Genomic DNA, 267 nt, shown 5'->3' with positions numbered 1-267 from the left:
ATGTAGACTGTTCCGGCTCCATCACCCATTTCTATTACAATACCGCTGGTAACCTCACCAGCATCACCAATGCCATCGGTAACAGTAGCAAATACCAGTACAACGCCGCCGGTCAGCTCACTGGTGCCACCCTGCCGGACGGACGGTAGGAACACTACAGCGTCAATGCCGCCGGCCAGCTGCAAAGCTATACCGATCCGGCCGGCCATACTACCCGCTACCGCCGCGACCAGCGCGGACTGGTGCATACTCGCATTGATGCTGCCG

At 58.4% G+C, this 267-nt stretch carries 2 protein-coding genes; both read left to right on the top strand.

Annotation, left to right across the window (positions count from 1 at the left end; genetic code table 11):
- Positions 1-20 precede the first annotated feature (20 nt).
- Positions 21-149, top strand: coding sequence for an RHS repeat domain-containing protein (locus H3T84_RS12630; protein WP_370524166.1), 129 nt, complete (start codon positions 21-23; stop codon positions 147-149).
- Between the two features lie 30 nt (positions 150-179).
- Positions 180-267, top strand: an 88-nt coding sequence (locus H3T84_RS12625; protein ID WP_198225801.1) for a hypothetical protein, incomplete at its 3' end; no start/stop codon positions are given.

The organism is Snodgrassella sp. M0110, from assembly GCF_016101465.1.
Classification (GTDB): domain Bacteria; phylum Pseudomonadota; class Gammaproteobacteria; order Burkholderiales; family Neisseriaceae; genus Snodgrassella; species Snodgrassella alvi.
The sequence above is the reverse complement of the archived record's forward strand: the minus strand, read 5'-3'. Positions and strand labels throughout refer to the sequence as shown.